At 40.7% G+C, this 24458-nt stretch carries 21 protein-coding genes; 12 read left to right on the top strand and 9 right to left on the bottom strand.

Annotated features, from left to right (window positions below; all coding sequences use genetic code 11):
* The first annotated feature begins 69 nt into the window (after window positions 1-69).
* Window positions 70-1071, top strand: coding sequence for an NAD(P)H-dependent glycerol-3-phosphate dehydrogenase (locus HYG79_RS09305; RefSeq protein ID WP_179241821.1), 1002 nt, complete (start codon window positions 70-72; stop codon window positions 1069-1071).
* Here the strand turns inward: HYG79_RS09305 and HYG79_RS09300 are convergent.
* The 4 genes from HYG79_RS09300 to HYG79_RS09285 form a co-directional block, all read right to left on the bottom strand.
* A complete protein-coding gene (locus HYG79_RS09300; RefSeq protein WP_179241820.1) occupies window positions 1068-2735 on the bottom strand; it encodes a glycerol-3-phosphate dehydrogenase/oxidase in 1668 nt (555 codons plus the stop codon). The two genes, HYG79_RS09305 and HYG79_RS09300, sit on opposite strands and share 4 nt — an antisense overlap.
* An 84-nt stretch (window positions 2736-2819) precedes the next feature.
* Window positions 2820-5165 carry a penicillin-binding protein 1C gene (gene pbpC / locus HYG79_RS09295; protein ID WP_179241819.1) on the bottom strand — a complete coding sequence of 782 codons (2346 nt, stop codon included), beginning with the start codon at window positions 5163-5165 and terminating at the stop codon, window positions 2820-2822.
* Window positions 5162-5470 carry an antibiotic biosynthesis monooxygenase family protein gene (locus HYG79_RS09290; protein WP_179241818.1) on the bottom strand — a complete coding sequence of 103 codons (309 nt, stop codon included), beginning with the start codon at window positions 5468-5470 and terminating at the stop codon, window positions 5162-5164. Before HYG79_RS09290 ends, pbpC begins: the two co-directional genes overlap by 4 nt.
* 23 nt (window positions 5471-5493) lie before the next feature.
* Entirely contained in the window at window positions 5494-5850 is a 357-nt protein-coding gene (locus HYG79_RS09285; RefSeq protein WP_179241817.1) for a hypothetical protein, read from the bottom strand.
* A gap of 105 nt (window positions 5851-5955) precedes the next feature.
* Between HYG79_RS09285 and HYG79_RS09280 the strand changes: the two genes are divergently transcribed.
* The 3 genes from HYG79_RS09280 (at window position 5956) to HYG79_RS09270 (ending at window position 7569) form a co-directional block, all read left to right on the top strand.
* Window positions 5956-6474 (top strand): CvpA family protein, encoded by a 519-nt coding sequence (locus HYG79_RS09280; protein WP_179241816.1) that lies wholly within the window; start codon window positions 5956-5958, stop codon window positions 6472-6474.
* A gap of 81 nt (window positions 6475-6555) precedes the next feature.
* Complete coding sequence (locus HYG79_RS09275; protein ID WP_228027848.1) at window positions 6556-6996, top strand: hypothetical protein; 441 nt, start codon at window positions 6556-6558, stop codon at window positions 6994-6996.
* A gap of 141 nt (window positions 6997-7137) precedes the next feature.
* Window positions 7138-7569, top strand: a complete 432-nt coding sequence (locus tag HYG79_RS09270; protein WP_179241815.1) for a hypothetical protein — start codon at window positions 7138-7140, stop codon at window positions 7567-7569.
* Between the two features lie 83 nt (window positions 7570-7652).
* Here HYG79_RS09270 and HYG79_RS09265 read toward each other — a convergent pair whose 3' ends face one another.
* Window positions 7653-13175, bottom strand: a complete 5523-nt coding sequence (locus tag HYG79_RS09265; RefSeq protein WP_179241814.1) for an alpha-2-macroglobulin family protein — start codon at window positions 13173-13175, stop codon at window positions 7653-7655.
* Between the two features lie 356 nt (window positions 13176-13531).
* Between HYG79_RS09265 and HYG79_RS09260 the strand changes: the two genes are divergently transcribed.
* The 7 genes from HYG79_RS09260 to HYG79_RS09230 all read left to right on the top strand — a co-directional run bounded on the left by HYG79_RS09260 (window position 13532) and on the right by HYG79_RS09230 (window position 19181).
* The gene (locus HYG79_RS09260; protein ID WP_179241813.1) at window positions 13532-14014 is read left to right on the top strand and encodes a CAP domain-containing protein; all 483 of its coding nucleotides are present in this window, start codon (window positions 13532-13534) and stop codon (window positions 14012-14014) included.
* Window positions 14015-14128: 114 nt separating this feature from the next.
* A complete protein-coding gene (locus tag HYG79_RS09255) occupies window positions 14129-14668 on the top strand; it encodes a 3-hydroxyanthranilate 3,4-dioxygenase (protein WP_179241812.1) in 540 nt (179 codons plus the stop codon).
* A complete protein-coding gene (locus HYG79_RS09250; RefSeq protein WP_179241811.1) occupies window positions 14668-15033 on the top strand; it encodes a DUF1304 domain-containing protein in 366 nt (121 codons plus the stop codon). The genes HYG79_RS09255 and HYG79_RS09250 overlap by 1 nt, the downstream gene beginning before the upstream one ends.
* Entirely contained in the window at window positions 15030-15431 is a 402-nt protein-coding gene (locus HYG79_RS09245) for a nuclear transport factor 2 family protein (RefSeq protein ID WP_179241810.1), read from the top strand. The genes HYG79_RS09250 and HYG79_RS09245 overlap by 4 nt, the downstream gene beginning before the upstream one ends.
* Before the next feature lie 131 nt (window positions 15432-15562).
* On the top strand, window positions 15563-17116 hold the full coding sequence (gene amaB, locus HYG79_RS09240; RefSeq protein WP_179241809.1) for an L-piperidine-6-carboxylate dehydrogenase: 1554 nt from the start codon (window positions 15563-15565) through the stop codon (window positions 17114-17116).
* 594 nt (window positions 17117-17710) lie between these two features.
* Window positions 17711-18619 carry an OmpA family protein gene (locus tag HYG79_RS09235; RefSeq protein ID WP_179241808.1) on the top strand — a complete coding sequence of 303 codons (909 nt, stop codon included), beginning with the start codon at window positions 17711-17713 and terminating at the stop codon, window positions 18617-18619.
* A gap of 22 nt (window positions 18620-18641) precedes the next feature.
* Window positions 18642-19181, top strand: a complete 540-nt coding sequence (locus HYG79_RS09230) for a hypothetical protein (RefSeq protein WP_179241807.1) — start codon at window positions 18642-18644, stop codon at window positions 19179-19181.
* 88 nt (window positions 19182-19269) lie between these two features.
* Here HYG79_RS09230 and HYG79_RS09225 read toward each other — a convergent pair whose 3' ends face one another.
* From HYG79_RS09225 to HYG79_RS09210, 4 genes are all read right to left on the bottom strand, one after another.
* Window positions 19270-20268, bottom strand: coding sequence for an acyl-ACP desaturase (locus tag HYG79_RS09225; protein ID WP_179241806.1), 999 nt, complete (start codon window positions 20266-20268; stop codon window positions 19270-19272).
* Window positions 20269-20330: 62 nt separating this feature from the next.
* Window positions 20331-21065 (bottom strand): metallophosphoesterase, encoded by a 735-nt coding sequence (locus HYG79_RS09220; protein ID WP_179241805.1) that lies wholly within the window; start codon window positions 21063-21065, stop codon window positions 20331-20333.
* Window positions 21062-22144 (bottom strand): DNA helicase PriA, encoded by a 1083-nt coding sequence (locus HYG79_RS09215; RefSeq protein WP_179243526.1) that lies wholly within the window; start codon window positions 22142-22144, stop codon window positions 21062-21064. The genes HYG79_RS09220 and HYG79_RS09215 overlap by 4 nt, the downstream gene beginning before the upstream one ends.
* Window positions 22145-22195: 51 nt before the next feature.
* Window positions 22196-23332: an SPFH domain-containing protein gene (locus HYG79_RS09210; RefSeq protein WP_179241804.1), complete on the bottom strand. Its 1137-nt coding sequence runs from the start codon at window positions 23330-23332 to the stop codon at window positions 22196-22198.
* A gap of 155 nt (window positions 23333-23487) precedes the next feature.
* On the opposite strand from HYG79_RS09210, the gene HYG79_RS09205 reads away from it, so the two are divergent.
* Entirely contained in the window at window positions 23488-24435 is a 948-nt protein-coding gene (locus HYG79_RS09205; RefSeq protein ID WP_317168432.1) for a carbohydrate kinase family protein, read from the top strand.
* The last annotated feature ends 23 nt before the right edge of the window (window positions 24436-24458 follow it).

The following is a 24458-nucleotide window of genomic DNA, read 5'->3' as shown; positions in this document are numbered from 1 at the left end:
AACTATTTGACAATCAACAACTAAACTCCTTATTTTATTTTGGTAATTTTGATGTGTTAAATATGTTCAATGAGCAAGGAATTGAAATTTGCCGTATTGGGCGGAGGAAGTTGGGCCACTGCAATCGTAAAAATGCTGACCGAAAACCAAGAAAAGGTTGGTTGGTACATGCGAAATACCGAAGCTATATCCCATATTGAAAATGAAAAACACAACCCCAATTATTTATCTTCGGTGGAATTTCATACCGAACAACTAGAACTGACCGAAGATATTGATACTGTGGTCTCAAAAGCGGATATCTTGATTTTTGCCATACCCTCGGCATTTTTAGAGACCGAGCTTAAGAAGCTATCTGCTTCATTAGCGCACAAAGTCATTTTTTCTGCCATTAAAGGCATTGTCCCAGAAACCGGATTGATAGTAGGGGAGCATTTTCATGACACGTATAACATCCCTTTTGAAAATATTGGTGTAATTACCGGACCTTGCCACGCAGAGGAGGTAGCTCTGGAACGTTTATCCTACTTAACCATTGCATGCGCCGATAAAGATAAAGCCGAACTGGTAGCCCAAAACCTGAGCAGCGATTATATCAAAACCAAAATATCCGACGATATCATTGGGACGGAATATGCGGCCATGCTCAAAAACATTTATGCGCTGGCAGCAGGTATTGCGCATGGCCTAGGGTATGGGGACAATTTTCAAAGTGTGCTGATGAGCAATGCCATTCGCGAAATGGGCCGCTATATAAAACGGGTTCATAAAATGAAACGCAACATCAATAATTCTGCTTACTTGGGTGATTTATTGGTAACGGGGTATTCCGTTTTTAGCCGAAATCGGATGTTCGGCAATATGATCGGAAAGGGATATACCGTCAAAAGTGCCCAAATGGAAATGAAAATGATCGCCGAAGGATACTATGCTGCCGAGAGTGCCTACAAAATGAAGGGTAAATTCAAAAAAAAGGTAAAAACACCGATAATTGACGCTGTTCACAAAGTTCTATATGAAAACGGCAATGCTAAAAAGGTATTTAAAGAACTAACCCATAAGTTGGATTAAACACGCTCCAAAGAAAAGTTGGAATGTTCTTCCAGTTCGTTTTCCAATACTTCTTTCCATGTCAATATTTGAGCGTCATCCACTTTATAAACCGTTCTGAATTCGTCCAAAATTGGTTCCATTAGTGAACGCACACTGTCAATATCAAAGTATAAGCGTCCTGTTCTACGAATAAAGAAATCCATGGGATTTTGCACCATTTCGTAGTCTATACCAAAACGGAGCTCAGCCTTGGCCAATCTTACGATTGCATCTTCATCTTTTAATGCTTTATATATTTCAAGTATACTTTCGGTCTGTTTTCCGTAATTGGTGACCAAAAACCATGCATTATATTCCGTAAAACCGTCTGACTTTATTTTTTCATGCACCTCAGCAATGTATTTTTTGACGTGTTTGAATTTTTTAAACCCATCGTTCCCCATCAACGGAATCTTATCGGTAAAGCAATCTTTTATTGTAGCATTGTGCTCCTCCTCCATTTTTTTGACTATACGGTTTACGACACGCTCGGCCATTTTACGATAGCCCGTCAACTTACCACCGGCAATACTTATCAATCCCGTATCCGATGTAAAAATCTCGTCTTTTCTTGAGAGTTCGGAAGCTGATTTTCCCTCTTCGTGAATCAGGGGTCGGAGTCCCGCCCAAGACGATACAATATCGTCCATCTCCAATTCTATACTCGGGAACATATTGTTTACGGCGGATAAAAGATAAATGGCATCGGCCAGATCCGTTGTAACGTGGTCTTTGTCCAAGTTGAAATTAGTATCGGTAGTGCCCACATAAGTTACTTTACCCCTAGGAATGGCAAACATCATTCGCCCGTCGGGTATATCAAAATACACCGATTGTTTTACCGGCAATTTGGCATGCGGAAACACCAAATGCACGCCCTTGGTCAAGTGCAGACGTTTGCCTTTTTTAGAATTATTGGTGCTTCTAAGTTCATCTACCCAAGGCCCAGCAGCGCTGATTACGTATTTGGATTCGATTTTGAACTCTTTTCCCGAAATGTTGTCCTTTACCTTTACACCTGCTATTTTACTGTCGGAATAGATAAAATCGGAAACCTCGGCATAATTTAACGCTTCGGCTCCGTACTGAAGGCTTGTTTTAATATTCTCAATCGTTAAACGGGCATCGTCGGTACGGTACTCGGCATAATAACCAGCTCCCTTCAATATCTTTTTGGGCAATAGGGGTTCCAATTTCATGGCTTCCTTTTTTTCCAGCATTTGCCGCTTATCATCTCCGGAAACTTGGGCCAGGATATCATATACCTTCAACCCGATAGAGGTCAGCCATTTGCCATAGGAGCCATTTTCTATCAATGGCAACAACATTTTTTCCGGCAATACCAAATGCGGTGCCAATTTGTGTACAATGGCACGTTCAGAACCTACTTCTTTGACCAGCCAAAAATCAAACTGCTTTAAATAGCGCAATCCGCCATGTATTAATTTTGTGGATTTGCTACTGGTCCCCGAGGCAAAATCGTTCTTCTCCAGCAAAGCGACTTTCAAACCTCGTGATGCAGCATCCAAAGCAATGCCACCACCAGTAATTCCACCTCCGATGACGACCAGATCATAGGCTGAATCGCTGAGCTTTTCAATGGTCTTTGTTCTATCTAAATTTGAGAACCTTTTATTTTTCATAACACTTTTTCTAGCAAAATTCAATCCAAAACAGGATGGTCATTAAAGATACTGGTTTGCACAACCAATTACAAAGCCTATAACTTACTCTATCGTTATAGTAATGGTAACTTCACTTCCCAGGGCATCAACAGCCGTGATTTTATGTTGCCCCAATGTTGGCACTACTCCTATCTCATGAAAATTTCTTGTTTGTGCAATAAAAGTCTCGTCTACATACCAAAAGACGATGGTTTCAGGTTTCGCGTGGGCCAATTTTAGGATAACTTCATTGGTTTGGCCTTCAAAATTCCTTGCCAGTGTAATTCTACTTCCGTTTTTGGGATAAATAAATTGCATTGGTGATTTGCGAATGCTCTTACAATCTTTCCTGAAGTTAGGCAACGATTTATATGTAGGATGCGATTTTTTATAATAAAACTCCATAAGCGGTGGCAATGCAAACCAAGATTTTACAATAGCCTGAGATAAATCTATACAGGATGAATTGACCCTATATTGTTCTTTAGTATCTAGATAGACCAATTGATGATATGAACATGAAGTTACATAATTGCGTTTATTAGGTATGGCAATCGTTTTGGCAGGACAGATATCGGTTGCCAAATAACCGCTTTCGGAACAAACATCAATTTGGATGAACTCATCCAAGGGTCTTGAAAACCATTTGCTTTTGGGGAGTACGTCAAAAACATCGAACAGTATTGGGGCAGCACTGGAAACCCCGGTCACATTGGGTCTGCCTTCCCCATCGGCATTGCCTACCCAAATACCTACGACATGTTTTTTGGTTACGCCTATGGCCCAAGCATCCTTATTTCCAAAACTAGTGCCGGTTTTCCAAGCTATTTCTTTACTGCTATCGTAAAATTCCCAAGATTCATTTCCTTCGGGCCTGTTTACCTCTTTCATTGCCTCGAAAGTCAAATAAATACTTGCAGCATCAAAAACAGTTTTCTGAATCGATGTATTTCCAAAATCGGGCACACTGTTCGCTTTTAATATAGGTTCAATAAATTCATTTTCATAATATTCACTCGAGGTTTCATTAAAATGGTTGACAGTCGATGCCAAATTAGCGTAAGTTTTACATAAGTCCCAAAGGTTACTTTCGGCCCCTCCTAGAATGAGTGTTAGACCGTAATGATCGGCCGTCTTGCTCAAACCGCCCAATTGAAAAACATCTAACTGATCACGAAATTTTTCGAGTCCGTATTGCTGCAATAAACGAACCGCAGGAATGTTCAAAGATCGGGCCAAAGCACTTTTTGCCCTCACCGCACCACTGTAATCCTCATTGAAATTTTCTGGTGTGTAACCGGCAATTTGCGTAGGCACATCGGGCACGAGCATGTTGGGCAATAATTCCCCGGCATCAAGCATGGCGGTATATAACAAGGGTTTTATGGTACTCCCCGTACTCCTGTTCGCCTGTACCATATCTACATCTTTTTGATGTTCCTTGGTCGTTTTTGTATTGCCCACGTAGGACAGTACCTTTCGCGTGTCGACATCCAAAACCAATACGGCGGCATTATGCACTTGATTTTGTCTTAGGTTGACATGGTGCTTTTGAACTATGGCGTTTATATTATCCTGTAAATTATGGTTTATGGTCGTTCGTATTTTTTGCCCTTTGTTTTTCTTTGAAATATACTGTACTACATGTGGTGCGATCTTAGGTAAAGGATATGGTTTTTGAGGCAGTTCTTCAAGCAGGGCCAGTTCATACGTTGTGGTATCAATACATTTTTCATCCAGTAATTTTTTTAAAAGCCCGTTTCTTTTATCAAGCAATCTTTTTTGGTTTTTCCCTGGATAAATAAGGCTCGGAGCATTGGGCAGTACTGCCAAGGTCGCCGATTCTGCCCAGGACAATTGGTGCGGTTGTAATCCAAAATAACGCCATGCGGCAACATCCAACCCAACTACATTACCGCCATAGGGCGCATGGCTTGCATACAGTTTTAAAATATCTTCTTTGGAATGGCGCAACTCCAATCGAGTGGCCAAAAGGAGTTCGATACACTTTTCCCAATAAGAACGGCGTTTTCCGTTTCTGGACAATCTGATTACCTGCTGTGTTATGGTACTGCCCCCACGAACAGTTTTACCCGCAGAAACATTATCGGAGAAAGCCTTTGCCATTGAAACAGGATTAAATCCCGGGTGCTTGTAAAAATAAGCATCCTCAAACTGCAACACACAGGCTTTGAACTTCTCGGGAACACTGTCCAATACAGGAAATCGCCATTGCCCGTCACTGGCAATTTTTGCTCCTAAAAGAATACCTTCACTACTTTCTATTACCGTAGCGGTAGGGGATTTAAAAAGTTGTTTGGGCAAACAGAAATAGTACCCAATAGTAAAAACTGTTAGAAGTATCAGTTTTTTTGGGTGTTTCCTATAAAATCTTATAATCTTCCTCATTTAAAAAAATCATACTCCCGCTCCACCAGGCAAATCCTGACCTTGTACCACGAGTACCAGTCGTTGATACCTTTTTGTTGGGCAAAAAGATGGTCCGTATGGTTTTTCCATTGGGCAATGGCGTCCAGACTCTCCCAATAACTTACCGTTATGCCTATTTCTTCCCGGGCACTCTCCACTCCCAAAAATCCTTTTTGCCGGCTTGCCAAAGCTTCCATTCGTTGAGCCATTTCTGCGTAACCGTGATCCTCTTCAGTTTTGGTCGAAGTGAAAATCACGGCATAGTAAGGCTTGTTCATTTTCATGAGGACTACTCAAAGATTTCCTATCAATCTATATATTCTTTTTCCAAAAAATAATTCACGATCGCTTCTTTCATCAGCACCGATTGCTCCCCGGCCTTAAGCGAAGGTAGTTCTTCCTTAATGGTATAATGCGGCCAGCCATCCTCGTCAAAAAAATCAAACTCATAAAACCCGTATGGCTCCAATAAACGGCAAATGGCAATGTGCATTAAATCCAATTTGTCATCTTTCTTATATTTTCTATGGTATTGCCCCAGCTCTTGAATACCTACAAGATATATGATGGCATCGAGCTCCAGAGGGTCTCCATCGGCAAATTGCGAAGACAACCTCTCTACCAATTCTCCCCAGCGTTCTTTTAATTGTAAATCTCTTGACATGTTTTTCTTGGATAAAAAGACCTGATGTAAGGCTATCCTAGCGAACCTTACAACCTTCATCAAAGGTACAAATCAAAGTTCTATATTTGTCAAAACACTAACAGCATGGGTTTCTTGGACATTATTTTGGGGTTGTTGTTACTTTGGGGACTTTGGAAGGGTCTTAAAAACGGACTTTTTGTGGAGCTGGCCTCACTCATTGCTTTGATTGCGGGCATATATGGCGCAATTCATTTCTCTTACATTGCGGGAGATTACCTTTCCAAGAATATGGAATGGAACGAACGCTACATAAACATAACCGCTTTCATCATCACGTTCATAGCGATTGTCTTGATCGTTCATCTAGCGGGAAAGTTCTTGACCAAAATCGCAGATTTTGCCATGCTGGGACTTCTAAATAAGATAGCCGGTGCATTGTTCGGAGCTTTAAAGGTAGCCATTATCCTTGGCGCACTGCTTATTTTCTTTGAACGTGCCAATTCATCACTGCGTTTGATAAAAAATGATTTTGTGGAAGAGTCGGTTTTATATGAACCGGTCAAAGAAATAGGGGCATTTGTTTTTGATGCGGTTTTAAAGAACAATATGAAATCTTCCGAACCCATCGAAAATATCAATTAAAGCCGCTTTTTATATAGTATTTTGGGAGTTTTAACGATTATAGATATGTTAATTTAACAGTCGCCGTTACTTTGTTAAAAAATGCATATTGTGAAAAACCTGAAAAACACATCTTACTATAGGGAAGCTATTCACGAACTAAATTACGCCTTTGGCAATTACTATCTTTTTGATGGCTATGTGGTTGCAGAAATTCATGAAGGTGTCGTATACAACTGGGAAGACAATGGTAGAAAAGCTGCCGAAGATATTCTTAGCCTTTATGATAATGATGGTAGCAACTTAATTTACATAACCAATAGGATAAACAACTACTGTGTAAAACCTGCCGACTGGCTTCACTTTTTTAGAAATAGCTATAAGCTAAAGGGATACGGAGTTATCACCTATTCCAAGGCAAGTTTTAAAAATGTAATACTTGAAAAGTTATTTGTTAGGTCAAAGATTGTGAGATTCACTTCATTGGAAGATGCTATTTTTTGGGCAAAGAATCTTTACCATGAAAAAGCACTGGCTTCATGAACAAATCCCTTTTTATAATACAAATAAACAACTAAGCAAAAGAAAACACTTTACAGATTAACTGTGTTGTTCAACGAGATCCCATAGACCGATCAACAAAGATAATTTACTTTGCATCCAGAACATTGAAAATGATTTAGAGTGAAAAGTATTCGAGAAACACAATACTTTCACGAGGCCATTCATGAAATCAACTATGCCTTTGGGACATATTTTCTTTTTGATGGTTTTGTGGTAGCTGAAATTAATGAGGATGAAATCTGCACATGGGAAACCCATGGGAAAAAAATTGTAGAGGACCTTACCCATCTTTATGACAACAACGGTAAAGATTTTGTATACATTACCCATCGTATACACACATATTCTTTAAAACCTGCCGATTGGCTAAAATTCATTGAAAACGGTTACAAACTCAAAGGTTATGGCATAGTAACCTACACCCAACTTGGTTTTTTGAACGCTATTTTGGAAAAGCTTTTTATAAATACCCAGTTCAAGCGCTTTAAGTCTTTGGACAATGCCATTTCTTGGGCCAAAATGCTATCAAAAGATAAATTAATGGTTTCTTAAATATATCTAGGTTTCCCAAAAATCAAAAAAAGTCCCCATGAGATTAATTCTCACATGGGGACTTTTTTTGATTTATAATAGCACTATTGTATTACCTCGACCCATTGCCCATTGGTCCTTACCATATAATCATTATCGTACATGGCTTCTGCCTGTATACCAGGTAAATAATATTTCCCTAAATACGAAGCGTTCAATAAAATCCGAAAGGTTTTGGTCTCGTTCTTTTTCATATCAAAATAGAAGTTGGCCCGGTCATCGCGCAAATCGGTATACGTAACCTGGTTTTGGGCGAAATTTCCAAAATCGGTAAATCTGGTATTCACAATTTCCCATCCGCTTGGGAAAATTTCGGTCAAGGCCATGTCCTTCAAATTATTGGAGGTGGTATTGGTCAAGGTTACCTCGGCCACAAAATCAGTTCCCTGGGTAATTTTTGTGGGGTCTATCCTTGAGCCGTTTCTTCCCTTGAATCGTATTTGGGCAAATAAATTTTTCTGGATGGTCTTCTCCTCGCCCACCGGTAAAATTCCACTGTTCACAACACTCACATATACCGTATTGCCTTCGGTATTTTTAAGATTGATAGTATTATCGCCTTTTTTAACATCGATCTTGCGACTGGCCAATGTCTTTGCCGTAGCAACGTTTACCGACTTTCCATTAACGATTAGGTTTGCTTTGATTCCTTTTCCACCGACCATTTCGGCAAATTTTGCCATAGCCAATAAACTGTATGCCGTACTCTGGGTACTCATCCATTGTTTATCAGATAACCTTTTGGCAATGGTCTTCGCCAAATCTTGCGCTTTGGCCTTGTCTTTTAACAATACATATGTTTCCAGTGCCATGGCCCTGTTCCTGTCCGAAGATCCGTAGGTATAGTAATCGTGTTTGTAGGCTTCAAAATCTAGCTTTGCGGTAGACAAAATTTGTTTGGCCACCCCTGCCTGACCGATCAAAGCGTAGGTTGCCGCCAAGCGGAATTTGGCTTCGTTCGAGATGCCTTTGGTCTCCCGTAAACGGTTCATGCTCGCAACGTCTGCATTACCGGCAAGTGCTAAGGTATACAATCGGTAAGCTTGCGCAAGGTCGGAATTGTTACTGCCCGAACGCCATTGTTTGGCCATGCTTTGTTGGTATTTCACCCAACTGGACGTAAACCCTATGGGAAGCACATAACCTTTCTTTTCGGCCTCTAAAAGAAAATGTCCGGCAAAGGTAGTTCCCCAATCATTGGCATAATTTTGACCAGGCCAATATGAGAAGCCACCGTTGGCATTTTGCATTCCTCCCAATCGCTTAATGGCCCTATCTATATTTTGCTGTACCTGTTTTTTACGGTTGCCGCCCATATCAAAAATATCCGACAGATACAACTGGGGAAATGCACCCGATGTAGTTTGCTCAACACACCCATGGGGGTAACGGATCAAATACTGCATACGACCATTGAAATTCATCGGAGGCAATGTAGAAAATTCGATTTGCGCAGTATTACTGCCCGCAACCCCAAAAGTCTCAAAATTTAAGGTTTCACTGGCGTTGCCTTCCAAAACGATTTCTGTAACTTCAGAAGTCATGGGGTTGGGATTTACCACATCAATGGGAATTTCAAAGGAGGCTTTCTCTCCATTGCCCGAAGCTTCTACCGTTACTTTGCCAATTCCCTTAAAATCGGCTACGTTCAATTGAAAGTAGGCCATTTTTTCATCGGGCTGGCTAAAATTCAAGGTCTGCGTCGTGTTGCCCTCAACGGTAAACGATTTATCCTTCTTTATTTTTAAGGTTACGTTCTTTACCTTCTTTTCCATAGCGAATACGGTAACCGGCAAGGTAACTCTCTCACCAGGTGTTATTTTTCTGGGCAACGATGCCAATATCATCAAGGGCTTACGAACAGGCGTTGTTTTTTCGGCCATACCATAGGCTTCTTTTTTAGGGTTACCGGCTACTACCATGGTGCGAACGGAACCAACGTATTTCGGAATCTGAATTTTATGGGTTTTGGTCTCTCCATCCTTTAAACTGAATGGCCCTAAATGTACCACCATGGGCTCAAAACGGTTTGCTTTTTTATTTTTTGCTCCCGCCAGTTCACCGTCGCCACCAATGGCAAATACTTGGTCTATCCTCCCGCCAAAAGCACCTACAACATCGCCGTAAACATCCCAAGTCTTTACACCCAAAGCTTCTTTGGCATAAAAAGCATCCCATGGGTTTGGGGTTTTGAATCGGGTCAAATCCAACAAGCCTTCATCTACAATGGCAATACTGTAGGTCATTGCCTTTTTATTTTGCTCACCAACCTTTACCGTAATAGTTTCTTCGGGTCGCAAAACCTCTGGCATGGTAATTTTAGGCTGTAATTTTGTCTCTTTGTTTTCCACACCTATCCCCGTTACACCGTATAACCTGATAGGGGAATCATTTTTAGTGGATGCATGCGGTTGCAGCAACGCAATGTTGATATAAATATTGGGCGTGTAGAGTTCTGTAATGGGCAAATCGAATTTGGTCTCGCCTTCTACGGTATCTACCCAAAGGGATTCCAAAACTTCACTTCCATTTTCTACGGTAACCAAGGCCCTACCACCTTTGGAGCTTGGGAAGGTTATCGTTGCCATTTCTCCCACGTTATAGGTTTCCTTATCCGTGGAAAAAACAAGCATAGTAGCCGCAGAGGGGTCATTTTTCCTTGATTTTCCCGCCCAACCCGGCCAATCAATATATACGGCCTTACCTGTGGCATGACCTCCATCGGGATCCTCTACACGAACTAAATATCTGCCCCAACCCGGGTATTTTAATTCAAAATTGAAATTTCCTTTTCCGTTAGTGCCCGTATTCATGGTGGTTTCATAGACCATCTCGCGGTATTGACTACTACTGTAATTGGAAAGGTTATCGGCAGAGGTGTCCCACCACCATCTCCAATTCACCTTGAACACACTTACTTTTAAGTTTTTTGTGGCCTTTGGCTTGCCGTTCTCATCAACGGTTACCACTTCAAATTTATGTTTTACATCGGTCAACAACATACCTCGGGTCTTATCTCCTTTAGGGGCGTTCAATCCGATGTAGGTATCAAAGGGCGAATAGGGTTTTGTAAAAACATCGGTACTAAAATCCCCCCCATTTTCATATACCTTGGTAATGAACGCAGCGCTCAACATCCCGGGCGCCTTACCGGAAAGTTGCGGATTTATACTGAAACCAGCCTTACCCTCTGCGTCAATTTTATTGTTGAACACCACTTGCTCTTCCGTAGAAAAACTACGGGTAGGGTCGTCAAAAATATAACCGGGAAATGTCTTGAATTGTGTTGTCGTAGGATTGAATTTTGCCGTAATGTCGGCTTTCAAATTTTTAGCGACCGCGCCGTGCAGCCACTTCACCTCCATATTGCCCTGTATGGGCTTCGCACCGTTCAAAACTTCAGCGTTGAACTCGGTCTTTATCTTCAAACGGTTTGGTTTTATGGTTTCGATTTTAATGGTCTTTGTAAATGATGCCCCACCAACCGATACTTTGGCCAACCAGTTTCCTGTTGGTGCGTTTTCATTGGTCTTTATATCAAAATGATAAAAATTATTGAGTCCGTTCGTCTTTATTTCCCTATGCAGAACCTTGTTGTAGGGATCTAGCAATTCCAGTTTTATGGGATGGTTTGCAGGTAAATCGTTGGCATTGTCGTTCAACATGAACGAAAGGAAAATTTGGTCACCCGGTCTCCAAACCCCGCGCTCCGCAAAAATGAAGCCCTTGATACCTTTTTGAAGCTGCACCCCAGAAACATTAAATTTGCTGACCGATAGCACATTCCCATCGTTTAGTTTTACATAATTCTTTTGTCCGTTATTCTCAGCTACGGCGAAGTAAGCCAGTTTGGGCGAATCAAAAATGGAAGTCCCATCCGCATCTGTAGTTACGCTACCTATGGGCTGTTGTTGAAAATTATAAAAAGTAACCTTTGCCCCTGCTATAGGGTCGGTATTCAAAATATCGTTTACGGCAACGAAATAGCTTTTGTTCACCCCTCTTTTTACTGTTACACCAAGGTCTGTGGCCAAAACGTTGGTTCCTATTTTTTTATCATAATAATAGGATTTGTCACATGGGTTTTCCCGTTCGTTCCAGTTATAATCATAATAACCGTAATCGTCGTAATAATTTTCGATGCCGTCCCATGAGCTATCTTCTTGTTCCTCGTCAAAATTCTCGGTGGCCTCTGGTTCGGGGTCAAAATTCGTAGCATCACATTTATAAGAACTGTAACTGGGCCTAAAGTTAAGTTCAACCCTGTACATAGCGCCTCTTTCGGGGGTTATTATAGAGCTTAGGTCCAAGGCATGGGCGGACCATTTGCCGTTGGCATTCGAAAGGCTGTTTTGCAGTATGATTTTTTTGGTGACGATGGGCCTGGCCACACTTCTTAAGTTATACGTGCCATTTAAATTATTTCCTTGTAAAAACTGGAGAATGTTGTTCTGATATATTTTGAGAACGGAAACATCCACAGCTTTTAAATTGACCGCTTCAAAATTAATTTTTAGGTTATTTGACGATGGTAAAATAGTACCGTTAGTGAGAAATCTGATTTGGGGCTTCAGTTGTTCAAAAGCAATACGCTCTGTAAACTTTTGCTTTAATTTATGGCCGTCCTCACTTTCAATACCTCGAAACACTTCTAAATTTACCGTCCCTTTAATATCAAGGGAGGGATACACTTTTAGCGAGTTGCCCTCCACGGCATATTTGAGATTGTTGTCGCCTTCCAAGACCACTAAACCTTTGAAGTTCTGACCTTTTTTTATGGGATCGGAAAAATTGACCAATACCAACTGGTCTTCACCGGTCGTTACCGTGGCGTCAAGTACCGTAAAATTGTTTTTACCGGGGATTTTGATGGTGCTTTTTCCTTTACTCTCAATATTGAATTTGCCACCGTCCCATGTGATCTCTATTTCGGAGTCTTCTTCATATCGTTGAATACTATCGATCTTAAATTGAAATTGGGTTCCCTTTTTGACCACATTGTCAAACTTTATGTGTATTGATTTTCCCTTGTGTTTTGCCGAAATCAATTCTTTTGCACGCTCTAAGGCAAGAACATCCGAAGACCTTATTTGCCCGTTCAAATATTGTTTTTCTTTGGAGTAGGATTGTAAAGCATCGGTATATACATTAAACTGTTGTTTTAATGTCTTTACACTAAAAGACAAGGTTTCCAACTCATCGGGAATCTCTTTGACAATATCCTCTAGCAGCAACGTAAACTGGTATTGCGTGTCTTGGTCAAAGCCGTTTTCAGGAACAAAGGCAATGGTACGGTTATCCAAAGCCACTACCTTACCTTTTACTTTTGGTGATACCACCAATAGATCATTATCCAGTTCGTCCCCATTGTTCCAAGTTTCTACAGGTGTGTTCAAAACCACGCGAACATTACTTTGGGCAGAAATTATGCCATGGGAGACCTGATTCACATATTCTTGATATTTATTTAGATTGTCTAATTGATCTGCTAAATTTTCCTGTTTGGATTTACATCCAACCAAAAGCAAAAAAAATACTGAAAGACGAAGAATAGATTTCGTGTGCATCTAATTATGGATTTAAAACGGTAAATATAAAGTGTTTGTAATGTAAAATAGCTCCCTGTATTCCGTGATATCATATAACTTGGAAATTAGGCGTTCTATTGTAAGGAGGGGAAATAATATAAATATATACGCTATTTTCTGTAATACAGATTTTAAACCTCTAATATTGGTCCGTTTTGGTTTACATCATTTTAAAAAAATTGCATTTCATCGAAAAAGAATGTTTCTTCAAAGCTGTTTTGAATATATTATGTATCATTACATCGAAGATTTAACCCCGATCATCTTCACAAAATACGAGAATACCCCCATTCTTACACCTACCTACAAAAGCCTACTTACAGATAGAACATTATATGAAAGTGAGAATGCACTACGCTGCGTTCGTTTTGTTTGTTTGTACCTTGGCCTCTTGCTCATCAGAGCCTATCGATGGCGATACAACGAATATTACCAAAGCGGAAAACGCAGTAGAAGTAGAAACGGAATTACTGGAAATTGTCAATAATCACAGGGCATCATTAAACAGGCCCGCTTTACTTTTTAGTGAAGTGGCCTATGAGTATGCCAATGCCCATAATGACTATATGATATCCAAAGGAAGCCTGAGCCATGATAATTTTAGTTCCCGGGCCTCTAAAATCTCTTCCAAAGCAAATGCCGAAATGGTAGCCGAAAATGTGGCCAAAGATTATGATACGGCAGCTGGGGCATTTCAGGGTTGGTTGAAAAGTGTTCATCATAAAAATACCATGGAGGGTAAGTTTACACATACCGCAGTGAGCGTAAAAAAAGATGCTAACGGCAATTACTACTTTACGCAACTGTTCTACAGATAAGTGGTTCCCAAGCCAATATCTTTTACTAAATTTGACATGAACCGTAGATGATAGTACACCTTATGTACGTCGTGATGTACTGATAATACGAATCATTAACTTTAACTCTAAAGTATGTCAATAGCACCTCCTTTTAACCTTACCCGATGGATAGAAGATAACAGGGACACTTTAAAACCTCCTGTTGGCAATAAAAATTTATATAAAGATGCGGGCGATTACATTGTTATGGTCGTTGCGGGACCAAACGCGAGAAAAGACTACCACTACAACGAAACCGAGGAGCTGTTCTATCAATTAGAGGGGGATATCGAGGTTCATATTCAAGAGGACGGGAAAAAGAAAACCATGAAACTTGGGCCAGGTGACATGTACCTGCACCCGGCCAAGATACCGCATTCCCCAGTTCGTCACAAAGGTTCAATTGGCTTGGTTATTGAACGCAAACGAGCGCATATGAAGGTTGATGACGGTTTGCTCTGGTTCTGCGATAATTGTAACAACAAATTGTACGAAGCCTATTTCACGCTGAACGATATCGAAAAAGACTTTTTAGGTCATTTCAAATATTTCTACAGCTCCGAAGAATTGCGTACTTGTGATAACTGCGGTACCGTAATGCCAGTAGACGAACGTTTTATAGCTAAGGAATAATGGGGATGTTAACTAATATCCTGATAGGTTTCGTAGCATTGCTCCACATATATTTCTTGTACTTTGAAATGTTTGCATGGACGACCAAGGGCAGGAAAATATTTCGAAAATTTCCTCCAGAGCTCTTTGAGCCTACAAAACCTATGGCAGCCAATCAAGGTTTATATAACGGTTTTTTAGCTGCTGGGCTAATTTGGACGTATTTTATCGGCGATCCAAATTGGAGCAGTAACATTGCCCTTTTCTTTTTGGCGTGTGTTGCCATTGCAGGGATTTATGGGGCGCTGACCGTATCAAAAAAAATCTTTTATGTTCAAGCATTGCCTGCATTGATATCAATTGCCCTAATCCTATTCAGGTTATGAAAAGTCTATCAACAGTTATCCTATTGATTATCATTACATCCTCAAATGCCCAAATGACTCCCGAAGAAGTTGTACAAAAACAATTGGAAACCTATAATAATCTTGATATTGAGGGATTTATGTCGGTCATTGGTGCCAATATCAAAATCTACGATTTTGAAACGGGAAAAACCACGGTAGACGGTTATGACCAATGCAAGAATGTATACGATGCCCTATTCAAAAGTTCACCAAAACTTCACTCCAGAATATTGACACGAACCGTATTCGATAACAAAATAATCGACCATGAATACATAACCGGAAGAAAGGGTAGCAACACTCCTTTGGAACTGGTATTGATTTATGAGGTAAATCATGAAAAGATCACGAAAATCACGGTTCTTAGAAAAGAATAACGAGCTGACTCATAGATCAGCAAAAAAGTATTGAAAGCAACTCAAGGTTTATGTTTCGATTATCGGGCAAATCAAAAGTTGATTTCGTAATTTTGTAAAAATGTAACAATTCACGTTCAAAAAGTTATAAAATGTCAAAAATCGCAACTGAATTTGGTATTGATGAAGCGTTAAAAGCTTTGGGGATAGCAGCCTTAAACGAAGGAACTTCCACTGGGTCCGATAACTTTTCTTCAGGAGAGGTAATAGAATCTTACTCTCCAGTTGATGGAACTTTAATCGGAAAAGTTAAGACCACATCCAAAACCGACTACGAAAAAGTAATGTCAACGGCAACAACAGCATTTCAATCTTGGCGCAAAAAACCTGCTCCTTTGCGCGGGGAAATCGTGCGACAATTTGGTGACAAATTACGTGAATCAAAAGAACCTTTGGGAAAATTGGTGTCTTATGAAATGGGAAAAAGTTACCAAGAGGGTCTGGGCGAAGTTCAGGAAATGATCGATATATGTGATTTTGCCGTAGGCCTTTCAAGACAGCTGCACGGTCTTACCATGCATTCGGAACGTCCGGGACACAGAATGTACGAGCAATACCACCCTTTGGGTGTTGTTGGTATCATATCGGCTTTTAACTTTCCGGTTGCCGTTTGGGCGTGGAATACCGCTTTGGCATGGATCTGCGGTGATGTTTGTGTTTGGAAACCTTCTGAAAAAACACCTTTATGTGGCGTAGCCTGCCAGCATATTGCCGCTGAGGTCTTTAAGGCCAATGGATTACCAGAAGGGATTTCCTGTTTGATCAATGGCGATTATAAAGTTGGGGAAATGATGACCAATGATGGTCGAATTCCTCTAGTCTCGGCAACGGGCTCCATACGTATGGGAAAAATTGTGGCCCAGGCCGTTGCTGCCAGACTTGGAAAATCATTATTGGAGCTTGGTGGAAACAATGCCATTATCGTTACTCCCGATGCCGATATTAAAATGACGGTAATAGGTGCCGTGTTTGGTGCAGTGGGTACGGCCGGTCAACGTTGTACCTCAACACGCAGGTTGATCATACACGATTCGATATACGATAAGGTAAAAAATGCCATTGTCGACGCCTACGAACAATTACGCATTGGCAACCCCTTGGACGAAAACAATCATGTAGGACCTTTGATAGATACCGATGCCGTGGCACAATACAACAACGCCTTGGAAAAAGTGGTTGCCGAAGGTGGGCAAATTATAGTAGAAGGTGGTGTTATGCAAGGAGAAGGTTACGAAAGCGGGTGTTATGTAAAACCTGCTATTGCCGAAGCTAAAAACGATTTTGAAATCGTGCAGCACGAGACCTTTGCCCCCGTGCTTTACTTGTTAAAGTATACTGGGGAAGTCGAAAATGCCATCGCGATACAAAATGGAGTGGTACAAGGCCTTTCTTCTGCAATAATGACCAATAACCTTAGGGAAGCGGAGCGTTTTTTATCGGCCTCAGGTAGTGATTGTGGTATTGCCAATGTAAACATAGGCACTTCTGGAGCTGAGATTGGCGGAGCTTTTGGCGGTGAGAAAGAAACAGGCGGCGGTCGTGAAAGTGGTTCCGATGCATGGAAGGTTTATATGAGAAGGCAAACCAACACCATTAATTACACGACTGAGCTACCTTTGGCGCAAGGAATAAAATTTGATTTATAGCATTATTGAGATTTTGATGTTACCGTAATTTTTACAGATAAACATATGATTACTTTCAAAAAGGGTAGTTGTTCACTTTTCTGAAAAAAATCAAACTGGCATATCAATGCTATATTCTTTAACAATGTTACAGCGATTGTAGATTAACCATTTAAATGACGTAAGCCTGTTGGTTTAGGAAGAAGAGAATATCGTTTATTCCATCAACGTTAAAATAGAGTATCAATAAAGACCCGTTGTTATTTCTCCCAAAATAATAACGGGTCTTTTAAAATTAACTAACTCAAACTTTATACGTTTAAACCCTATTTCAATGCCGGAACCTTGTCGGGAGAAATAGGGTTTCCAATTTAAATTTACATTCAAATATGGCATCTTTTCCCTTATGAAAAAGACATAATTTTATAACTGGTACTGTTTTCTGTATAGTTTGCAGATTGTATTTCACAAATTGATGTATTGTGTTTTATAGCATCATCAAATACCACTTTAATGTATTAACTGTTTGATAAAGAAGATTTAAGGCATCTCTTTTTAACATTTTTTAGGTTTTTTTTAATACATTGTAGTCTAAACACTAAATGATTATTAACAATGAGTAAAACAACAACGAACCTGATCGGGATCCTACTCACCATTCTAGCGGGGACTTATTTTTACATTACCTATTGCAGCGAGTGCAGCGTAATGGCAAAAGAAGAACCCAAAGATGAAGTAGTTGTTCCGGCAGTACCCGAAGCCACATCATATCCCTTTGCTTTTAGCGATGGTGATTATGCCTACAATGTAAACGACAACTATAATTTTAATATGTCGTCGTCCTCGATCTTGATGCCACTTTCACAAAAAGTGACTGACGGTATCAGTAGCCTTAGAACATACTTATCGGAAAATGCTGAAAAAGTGCTGAATGTAACCGGTTACTACAAAAGCGATGAAGCCAATAAATCCGCTTTTCCAAATCTTGGGTTAGCTCGTGCCAATGCGGTCAAAAACCATTTAGCGGAAAATGGTATTCCCTCTGCTCAGATAAATACCATGGGCCTGCTTATGGATGATATGGTTGCGGATGGTGTCGTTTTTAAGGGGCCAGTCTCTTATGGTTTGGACAATAAATCCGAAGACGCCGATGCAGAAATACAGGCACTGTACGAAAAAATAACGACCAACCCTTTGGTTCTTTACTTTAACACAGGACAAGCTGCCATTGATCTTAGCGCGGAACAACGCCAAAAAGTAGCCGACATATCCAGGTATTTGGATAAGGTAGAGAACGCAAGAGCCAAAGTGGTAGGACATACCGATAACAAAGGCCAAAGAGCATCCAACATAAAATTGGGCCAAGAAAGGGCCGATTTTGCCATGGGGTATTTGGTTCAAAACGGTATTCCGGAAACTAAAATAATAACTACTTCAGAAGGTCCGGATTCTCCAGTTGAAAGCAATGCCACAGAAGAGGGTAGAACCAAAAATAGAAGAACCGTTATAACACTAAGCAAATAATTAACTTTAAAAATATTGAAATATGGATTTTGAAAATATGAACATATGGTGCTGGATCATTCCTTTATTATGCACATTACTTGGCGCACTTTTTGGGTATTTGTTAGGAAAAGGAAAGAGCACGACCATAGATAATTCGGCAGATATTAAAATTTTAGAAGATAAGAACGCTAAATTAAAATCGGATTTGGATGCCTGTTTAGCGTCTAAATCGGCAACTCCCGCATCTTCATTAGCGGCAGGCGCAACAGTAGCTTTAATACCTTTTGATGCAGCAGCGGCAAAAGCAGCATTTGGAAAAAACATAAAACAAGACGATCTTAAAATTGTCGAGGGTATTGGGCCAAAAATTGAAGGTATGTTCAAAGATGCTGGCATAAAGACTTGGAAAGCGCTATCCGAGGCCTCGGTCGCCGAATGTCAAAAAGTTTTGGATGGTGGTGGCGATCGCTACAAAATTCATGACCCCTCTTCTTGGCCCATGCAAGCCAAAATGGCTTACGAGGGCAAATGGAAAGATTTGGTGAAGTGGCAAGATGAACACGACCATGGCAAATTATAACAAGGCATAATAACCAACATCAACCAAAAAATCCGATTCGTAACGAATCGGATTTTTTATGCTGCCTCAACTATCGCAGAACTTTTGATTATAGTCTGCCATTGGCCTCTACCCATTTGAAATGATATTGGTCTTCCGGAAATTTCATTCGTGATGCAATACGCTCCAATCGTTCCGGGAGCTTCATCAAATAATCCCGTGCTTTTTCGGCCTCATCGTTTAAGTCACGTATGGCATCCAATTGCCAAAAAGAATTCAATTTCTTCAAAATTTCGATATAATCCTGGGCCGTATATACCCCTAAGCGTTGCGCACAGTTAGAGAAATTCTCGAAAGCGGTTCCTATACTTCCCCCTGATTCCCTTAAAAAATGTGCCGGCATCACTATTTTTTTCTTCATCATGTCGGCAAATGCCAACATCATTCCGCTTGGGTCATGACCAAAAATGGTCTTTACAAATTCCCTGTAGGCCAAATGGTGGCGCATCTCGTCACCAGCGATTATCGTACACATTTTGCCCAGCAAGACATTCCCTTTTTTCTTTGCCAATTTCCCCACCCGTTTATGTGAAATATTGGTCGCCAATTCTTGAAAGGTGGTGTAAACAAAGTTTTTATAGGGATCCCTGTCGGTTCCTATATCAAAACCGTCAGATATCAAATGTTGCGTGGTAATCTCTATCTCTTTCATATTTACCCTACCGGATAAATACAAATATTTGTTGAGCACATCCCCATGCCTATTTTCTTCAGCAGTCCAGGCACGTACCCATTTTGCCCAACCATTGGTCTTGTATTCCCCGTGCTGATCGATCCCCACAACATCCATCAACCATGACTCATAGGTAGGCAGTGCCTCTTCGGTAATGGTATCTGCGACCATGGTTACCCAAAAATCATAGCCCAGTTCTTTGGACTCTTCACGCAATTGTTCTATTTGGTCTAAAAAACCTTCGCTCTCAGTATCTGGCAAAAAATCGGTTGGTTGCCATATGTCTTCGGGCTTGATCAGAAAGTCATCCATAAATCCCTCTACCTGTGGCTCAATGGCCTGCATCACTTCTAATCGTATATTCTTATCAGACATAAATCTCTTTTTTTCAAAGTTCGGGATTATTACATTAAATCATCTTAAAACTATGGCAATTTTCAGTTTCTGCCGCTTTCACCGGGGTATAAAGTATGTACCGGATCACTTTGCCAAACTTCTTTGGAATCAACATCCATCATGGACAACGGTCCTTTAAAAGCCGCTCCCGTATCAATATTCCAAACATTGGCGACATTTTGTGGTACCGTTTTGCCTATTCTCGTTACAGGTGTGTGACCAATATAAATTTCATTGTACTGTATCAACCTTTTTGGGTAGTATTTGTCCTCTTTGTCAAGACTGGGATTTAGTGAAAGTGCCAGCTCCCATAGGGTCCTGTCCCAATAAAAAGTTTTTGAAAAATACTCATAATCCACTCCTTTTAAGTTGGTAAAACCAGCGTGCAAGAACAATCTGTTATGGCTATCCAAATAATAGTTTTCCAGGCTATCAAAGAATGCCATGTGGGTAGTTTTTATTTGGTCATCGGTATTTTCATACGAAGCTATGGTCGCCTGCCCCCCGTGTTGAAACCACAACGGGTTATCTTTTCCTTTGCTCAACCATTCATTACAGAGCTCATCGTGATTTCCCTTAATAAAAACACAACGGTGAGTGGTTTTCAAATGAATCAAAAAATTTACGGTCTCTACCGCTTGGCTCCAACCGTCAACGTAATCGCCCAAAAAAATAAGGGTGTCATCAGACGTTACATTTGCCTTATCCATAACTTGGAGCAAGGCTTTTAAACCGGAATGAATATCGCCAATAACCAATGTTCTATTCTGTATCATTGTACAAAAATCGCAATTGCACCAATAACCACAATGACAAATAAAACCAAAAAGAAAATTTTCCAAAAAGAGTACGGCCTTGTACCGCTAATGCTACCCGACTGCCCGTTGATATAGAAACTATACTCTTTGCCACCATAGGAATAGGAACTTATATAAACAGGTAAAAGTATATGCTTAAAAGTCTCGTTGGATAGTTTGATGTCTGCATGATGAATGCGTTGTGTATCCCCGCCGATGTCTTGCCGTATCCAAGTATTTGCTATTTGTTTTGCCTCTTGAAATGATTGATGATGGCCCTCTTTAAGGGAAATGGTATATTTTTCGGTTACAAAACCAGATAGATATTTTGAATTGAACACCACCAACTCATTCAAGTTCCAACGGGCAATTTTAGACGGGATTTCCCTTCTTTTTTTTTCCGATGCGTTGATCAGGATATCATCAATAAAACCATTTACCGTACCGCTGGCCGAAGACCATTTGGTTTTTCTCACTTGACGGGTGCGTGTCCCATTTTTGGTGCGATATCTCTGGGTTTCATAGTAATAATCCCCTCGTTTACCCTGATAGGTTGCAAACAAATTGGCGTCAAAAGTCCAATAGGGAATATACAGACCGTGAATACTCTCGGGGTCCAAAGCGGCTCGTTTTAATTTGTTCGGGGCAAACCATAGGCCGTTCACCCAAGATTTAAATGTAGATCGTGCCTTAGTATCATCCAACGTGAAGGGAAGTACGGCCCCAGGCAAAATCCACCCCTCTTTTTCAACATCTTCCCGAATCAAGGGTTCGCCACAATATACACAGGAAAGGGATTTGTAATTTTCCTCTACGTGCTGATTGGCACCACAGTTTTTACAATGTAAAAGCTCAATAGTCTCGGTATATGCATTTTCACCAACAATTTTCAGGTAATGCTCAAGTTCAAGTTCTTCAAAGCTACTTTTGGTCTGCTCAATAAACTCCTCATAACCGCAATATTCGCAATTCAATTTATGTGAACCTGGTTTGAACTTAAGCTCTGCTCCGCAATTGGCACATGATTTTTTAAATTCGGATGTTTGAATGTCTTCCATACAAATTATTCCCGCCACAGCAGAAATGTTTCAGCAATTATATTTTTGATTTTATACCTTCGGCAGTGGTGGCGGCGTATTGCCCCCTAAAAAGGATTTTAACTCCTCAACGTCTTTTAGGGCGCTCCAAGTCTCCATTCCCTGTTTCCAGACCAAGGAATCACGATTTATGGTCCTGGCCGCAAAAAGCTCCTTTAACTTTTCAAAAGACACCGGACCGGCCTGCTCACCGCCAACGGCATAATGGTACATTACTTGGGCCGGTATCGGCGGCGGCACAGGGGCGGATTGTGGCTGTGTTCCAAAAACAGGTTGCTGCGCTTGCGGGTTCATCATATTGCCCATTTGTTGTGCCAGCACAAAACCCATGCCCATGCCCATACCTGCACCGGCCGTACCCCCTTCGTTTTTGGCAGCTTCTTCCATCGCCTTCGCAGCCTTGAACTGGGCAAGCTTGGTCATATCCAACTTATCCAAACGGCTGTATTCAAAAATTTCTTTTTTAAGCTCTTCGGGCATCGATACGTTCTCAATGTAAAAACGCTCTAATTCTATGCCTACCCTACCGAACTCGGGCTGCATCACTTCTTGACAGGTTTCCGAGAGTTCGGTCGTATTTGCTGCATAAAGCTCTACAGGAAGGTTTGCCTTTCCTACGGTATCGGTAAACCGCGTTACAATCAAACTTTTTAAATGCTCGTTTACTTCATAGTTGGTGAAATTGGCATCGGTACCGACCACATCAACCACAAATTTTCCAGGGTCGCTTATCTTAAAACTATAAGTTCCAAAAGCTCGTATCTCTACCAGTCCAAAGCGGTCGTCACTCAACATAAACGGATTTTTGGTGCCCCATTTTTCATCGGTGAACAGTCTTGTATTCACAAAGTATACTTCGGCCTTAAAAGGGCTGTCAAAACCATATTTCCAACCTTTTAAAGTTGTTAAAATAGGTAGGTTTTGGGTATTTAATGTGTAGGTTCCCGGCGTAAAAACATCTGCCAATTGGCCCTCGTTTATAAAGACCGCAGTCTGCCCCTCGCGAACAATCAATTTTGCATTGTTCTTTATCTCATTTTGGTACCGTTCAAACCGGTGTACGATAGTATCGTTAGATGAATCCATCCATTCGACAATATCAATAAATTCATGACTCAATTTCTTTTTTATCTCGTCAAATAGACCCATAGTAGTAGTGTTTTCTAATTTTTGAAAAGATACTCATTTATACAAAAAGGGACAAGGAATATGTAATCCCAGCATATTGCCCTTTATAAATTCCATCAAAAAATATGGACTACAATTATATTTCTACTTACTTTAGATTATTCTAGTATCATCTTATGATAAGAAAAGTCTATTGTATTGGCGAGTTGTTGATCGATTTTATTGCGGAAAATCAAGGTAGCGACCTTTCCAAGGCCAATATTTATACCAAAAAAGCGGGAGGTGCTCCTGCCAATGTTGCGTGCGCCATAGCTAAACTAGGGGGTAAAAGCTCTTTTGTTGGCAGTGTGGGCGAAGACCCCTTTGGCTCTTTTTTATTGAATGTGCTTGATGCGAACGGTGTAGATATTTCATTGGCGCAGCGTTACAAAACCTTTACCACCATGGCATTTGTCTCAATTGCCGAGGATGGTGAACGGGATTTCGTATTCAGTCGTGGTGCGGATAAAGAGCTGATATACGACCCGTCCCTGAAAAAAGACTTTAAGGAAAGTATAGTACATTTAGGTGCCGCCACTGCGCTTTTAGGGGGCGCATTGGAAAAAGCCTACGGCCATTATTTTTTTGACGCCCTCACCGAAAAGGCGTTTATTAGCTTTGATCCGAATTTTAGAGGGGATTTATGGAAAGACAACAAAGATGTATTCATAAAAAAGTGCATGCCTTATGTTGAAAAATCCAATTTGTGCAAATTCAGTTTAGAAGAGGCACAACTCCTTTCAGGAGAAGAAAATTTAGATGAGGCCTGTGACGTTTTACACGAAATCGGGGCGAACACCATTACGATTACCCTAGGCAACAAAGGCACTCTGGTAAGTACCCGAAAATTCAGGGAAACCGTTCCCAGCATTAAGGTAAACCCCGTAGATACCACAGGTGCAGGAGATGCCTTTATTGGGTGCTTATTACAACAAATCGCCACATCGCACACTATTGACCCGGCTTTAGAGGATAAAAGCCTATTGACCCAAATGGTTCAAAAAGCCAATAAGGCAGGTGCCATAACCACTACGAACTTTGGAGCGATAGAATCTATGCCAGATAAAAAACAGATGTACGATTAGGATGAACCAAGCTAGTTTACATC

It is taken from the genome of Costertonia aggregata, from assembly GCF_013402795.1.
In the GTDB taxonomy this organism is placed as follows: domain Bacteria; phylum Bacteroidota; class Bacteroidia; order Flavobacteriales; family Flavobacteriaceae; genus Costertonia; species Costertonia aggregata.
This window is presented reverse-complemented; position numbering and strand designations above follow the sequence as displayed.